This window comes from Bacillus sp. LL01 (assembly GCF_001037965.1).
This window is the reverse complement of the sequence record NZ_LFEL01000158.1, coordinates 1-4,428: the sequence shown is the minus strand read 5'-3', so window position 1 is coordinate 4,428 and position 4,428 is coordinate 1. Positions and strand designations below refer to the sequence as shown.

Here is a 4,428-nt window from a genome sequence, read left to right as displayed (position 1 = left end):
GTTCGTCGCTCGTTGGCGACTTAACTAATATACCATCACAGCAACGTTCCGTCAACATCTTTTTTCAAGTTGTTTTGTTTGCGATGTTGTGGTGTGTCTCAGCGACAAGTAATAATATAACATGTTATCTATAATAAGCGCAAGTCTTWTTAAAAATAAATTTTAAAAAAGCTTCCTCCTACGAAAGACAGCTCGAGGAACCTTCTCTTGAATTCACCATATAAAAAGGCAAGGGGTCTCTTTTTAGATCGCCCTTGCCTTTTCTTACAATATAAATTGCTTGGTTACTATTAATAAAAGCAAACCAGGCACCCCTAGAACTCCAGACACTAGAGCTGTTACACCATTAATAGGAATATGAAAAGAAAAGAACGAGCCAAATGCATTTACAAAGAATAATAATAGAGCTCCTATGACTACCTTTACAGCTATTTGCCCAATAAATCGAAGTGGCTTTAGCGGGGCTCCTATCGTTAATAATAGGATTACAAGMCCTGCTAAGATAGCGATAACTAGGATCGGATCCATTGAATCACCTCATATGCTTGTCATGTCTTTTCTTTAATTTATGCTAGAGAAAATAAAAAAAGAACAAGCTATCTTGCAAGCTTGTTCTTTCGCATCTTTTGAGTTCTCGCTTCTCTTAATAAAAAAGTATATACGGACTCCGATGCCTTCATCTTTGCAAGTACATCATCCGATGGGTCCACACTATGAGATACAAAATGTTTCTCGCTATCTAAACGATCCTTCATCGATTCAATAGACCTTAGTAGACGATCGTTTTCTTCTTTTCGTAATCTTCCTTTTTTCCGAAAAAACATAACGTCCCCCCTTGATCTATAATTCACGTCTTCCTTCTATCGCTCTAGACAATGTAACCTCATCCGCATACTCGAGATCTCCACCCACTGGCAATCCATGTGCAATCCTCGTCACCTTAATACCTGTAGGCTTTACTAAACGAGAAATATACATAGCAGTTGCTTCCCCTTCAATAGTAGGGTTTGTAGCTATGATCACTTCTTGAATCGTGTCATCCTGCAGTCGTTTTAATAATTCCGGGATTTTGATGTCCTCTGGTCCAACTCCATCCATAGGAGAAATCGCCCCGTGTAATATATGGTATTTCCCACGGTAGTCCTTCATTTTCTCCATTGCAATAACATCTTTTGCGTCCTGGACCACACACACCATGGACTCATCACGATGTTTGTCCTCACATATGCGACAAGGGTCTGTATCAGTAATATTATGACAGACCGAGCAATAGGTTAGATTTCGTTTAGCATTTACTAAAGCCTTTGCAAAATCAAGGACATCATCTTCCTTCATATCAAGAACAAAGAAAGCCAAACGGCTTGCCGTTTTCGGTCCAATACCTGGAAGTTTCATAAAACCTTCTATTAACTTTGCGATCGGTTCTGGATATTGCAAAGTACAACCTCCTAGAACATACCTGGAATGTTCATTCCTTTTGTGAATTTACCCATGTCTTGTTCAACAAGTTCATCTACTTGTTTTAACGCCTCATTTGTCGCAGCTAAGATTAAATCTTGAAGCATATCGATATCATCTGGATCTACAACATCTTCAGAGATTTTTACATCAATAATACGCTTATCTCCACTAGCAATAACAGTAACCATGCCAYCACCTGCTGTAGCTTCTACTGTTTTCTCTTTCAACTCTTCTTGCGCCTTCGCCATTTGCTTTTGCATTTTTTGCATTTGCTTCATCATATTACCCATGTTTTTCATAGTAATTCCTCCTTAGTTTATCCGTCGATAATTTCAACTAGATCAGAGCCCACTAACTTAAGGGCCTCATCTACCACAGGGTCGCTTTCTTGCTCGCCCCCGCGTTGTTCCTTAACATATTCTTCCTTTAATCTATCCCATTGATTTTGAAGCAATGTCATAAAGGTTATTGAGTTGCCAAACATGTCTTGAAACACGTCTTCTAAAAACGGACGGAACTTTGTATCCATCATATCACGATGCATTTCATTTTGAAACGCTAGAAGGATGAAGCCTTCTGAAGCGGCCACAGGGCGACTATCACTTAACCAAGCATGAGCAGGGATATTTTGAGACTTAACTCGCTCCATAATCGCTCCCCACTGACCAGTCACCTTTTGAAACTCTTGTTTTGTGGCTCCTTTTAAAAGCTCTTTCACTTTTGATGTATTCACCCTTGTTTGCGGGACTTGCTTTTTAGGTCTTCTTACAGCCGGCTGTTGATTCCCGTCAGCCGCCGCTCCCCCAACTCCACTAGCTTGAAGTTGTTTCAATGCTTTTTCAAGAGTACTAATCTTTGTTTCCAACTGCTGAACTCTCTCTGACTCCACTCCACTTACACCCTCTGTTTGTTCGGGTCTTTGATTCACTAAACGTATTAGAACCATTTCCAAGATAACTTTAGGGTGCGAAGACCACTTCATCTCTTGTTGAGAAGCATTTAATAGTTCAATCGCTTGATAAAGCCAAGGGAATTCAAATTGCCCACTAAGAGCAACTGCCTTCTCAACCGATTCTGCCCTCTCTAATAGATCTTGTGAATCCGGAGCAGTTTTGCACAATAATAAATCGCGTATGTAATAGATAAGATCTTCGAGTATACGCCCTGGTTCTTTCCCATCCCTAACTAGATGATCTAAGGATTCGAGTGCCACCGCGGTTTCTTTAGTCGCAATAGCTTCTACAAGCTTGACCAACACCCCTTCAGAGACCGCACCAGTGATGGCAAGTACATCTTCAAGCGTCAATGTATCTTCGGCATAGGAAATGGCTTGATCTAGTAAACTTAGAGCATCACGCATGCCTCCATCAGCCGCACGCGCAATCATCATTAAAGCTTCCTCTTCCACTTCAATTCTATCATGAGCTAAAATTTCATTCATACGACCTACAATCGAATGATTAGAAATCCGTTTAAAATCAAAGCGTTGGCACCGCGATATAATGGTTAACGGAATTTTATGCGGTTCTGTAGTCGCTAAAATAAAAATAACGTGACTTGGGGGTTCCTCTAATGTTTTTAATAATGCATTAAATGCACCCGTTGAAAGCATATGAACTTCATCAATAATATACACTTTATAACGAACTTCATTTGGAGCAAATTTTACTTTATCTCTGATATCACGAATTTCATCAACACCGTTGTTTGAAGCCGCATCAATTTCCATAACATCTACTATTGCACCTGAAGTAATTCCCTTACAAGAAGCACACTCATTACAAGGTTCTGCCACCGGAGCTTTCTCACAGTTAATCGCTTTAGCAATTATTTTTGCTGCACTTGTCTTACCCGTTCCTCTAGGCCCTGAAAATAAATAAGCGTGGGAAAACTTTTCTTGCAACAAAGCATTCTGCAGCGTTTTCGTAATATGCTCTTGTCCTACTACATCCCGTAGTTGCTGCGGTCGCCATACGCGATATAATGCTTGATAGCTCATTGTTCCCACTCCTTTTTCTACTCACTACTTCATATTATAGCGATTTAAAAGATGATAATAAAGTGTCAAACTAGCAAATACATGCCACACACTGAAATACGCAATAAAAAAACAACTACCTTAAGTAGTTGTTGTCTTAGTATATATAATACCGTGCACCTTTCCTCGATAGTGTCACCCCAAGCGTTACCTAAGCAGTTAGCTCGACCCAGGCTACTCCACGGCACACGGAAGGGGCCACTTACTGCTGCTTCCTTCCGGACCTGACAGGGTTTGCGGGTTTCCGTTGCGTGGAACCCAAGCGTCAACACCACTTACTTAGGTCAGACCTTACGATGACAAAACCTCAGAAAGGGATTCAGTCCCGCTACAGCGGATTGCGGGTACAGGGCACCGCTACCTCCCCACCTAGCACGGCAAATTGAATAACAATGTTTAGGCGTCTAATGTGACGCATTTCCTAGTATAGAGCGTTTGATTAAAAAATGCAAGTGTAAGAATTAGGAAGCCCCGTTCCTCTTAGCTGCTTTCCTTTTACCTCTGAGCTTTCTAAAAAAAGTAGTCAATCTCTCTCCACACTCTTCTTTTAGGCACCCCGACACCACATCTGCACGATGATTAAATCGAGGTTCATCAAGTAAGTTCATCAAAGTACCTGCACATCCCGCTTTAGGGTCCACAGCACCATAAACCACTTGATCCACACGAGACTGCACAATAGCTCCAGCGCACATCGGGCAAGGTTCAAGCGTCACATAAAGGGTACAGCCCGTTAATCGCCAACTCCCTAAGACGTCACAAGCGCTTTTAATAGCTAGTAATTCGGCATGTGCAATTGCTTGATGGTCACACTCTCTACGATTATGAGCAGCGGCAATCACCTCGCCATCTTTAACAATGACCGCCCCAATTGGCACTTCCCCTATTTGTTCTGCCTTATCAGCCTCTTCTAACGCAAGCCTCATGAA

General features: G+C 41.4%; 6 protein-coding genes and 1 other RNA gene. All 7 read right to left on the bottom strand.

From position 1 onward, the window contains the following. Window positions 1–264: 264 nt before the first annotated feature. Window positions 265–528, bottom strand: a complete 264-nt coding sequence (locus AB685_RS26900; protein ID WP_047973664.1) for a pro-sigmaK processing inhibitor BofA family protein — start codon at window positions 526–528, stop codon at window positions 265–267. A 68-nt stretch (window positions 529–596) separates the two neighbouring features. After that, window positions 597–824: a YaaL family protein gene (locus tag AB685_RS26895; RefSeq protein ID WP_047973663.1), complete on the bottom strand. Its 228-nt coding sequence runs from the start codon at window positions 822–824 to the stop codon at window positions 597–599. 16 nt (window positions 825–840) lie between these two features. Then, a complete protein-coding gene (gene recR, locus AB685_RS26890) occupies window positions 841–1,437 on the bottom strand; it encodes a recombination mediator RecR (protein WP_047973662.1) in 597 nt (198 codons plus the stop codon). An 11-nt stretch (window positions 1,438–1,448) separates the two neighbouring features. Continuing rightward, window positions 1,449–1,760 (bottom strand): YbaB/EbfC family nucleoid-associated protein, encoded by a 312-nt coding sequence (locus AB685_RS26885; protein WP_047973661.1) that lies wholly within the window; start codon window positions 1,758–1,760, stop codon window positions 1,449–1,451. 17 nt (window positions 1,761–1,777) lie between these two features. Beyond that, window positions 1,778–3,460 carry a DNA polymerase III subunit gamma/tau gene (gene dnaX, locus AB685_RS26880; protein ID WP_047973660.1) on the bottom strand — a complete coding sequence of 561 codons (1,683 nt, stop codon included), beginning with the start codon at window positions 3,458–3,460 and terminating at the stop codon, window positions 1,778–1,780. A 151-nt stretch (window positions 3,461–3,611) separates the two neighbouring features. After that, window positions 3,612–3,877: signal recognition particle sRNA large type (gene ffs / locus AB685_RS30670), an RNA gene on the bottom strand. Between the two features lie 83 nt (window positions 3,878–3,960). Then, window positions 3,961–4,428 (bottom strand): tRNA adenosine(34) deaminase TadA (gene tadA / locus AB685_RS26875; protein ID WP_131709662.1); only part of this gene is annotated, 468 nt, incomplete at its 5' end.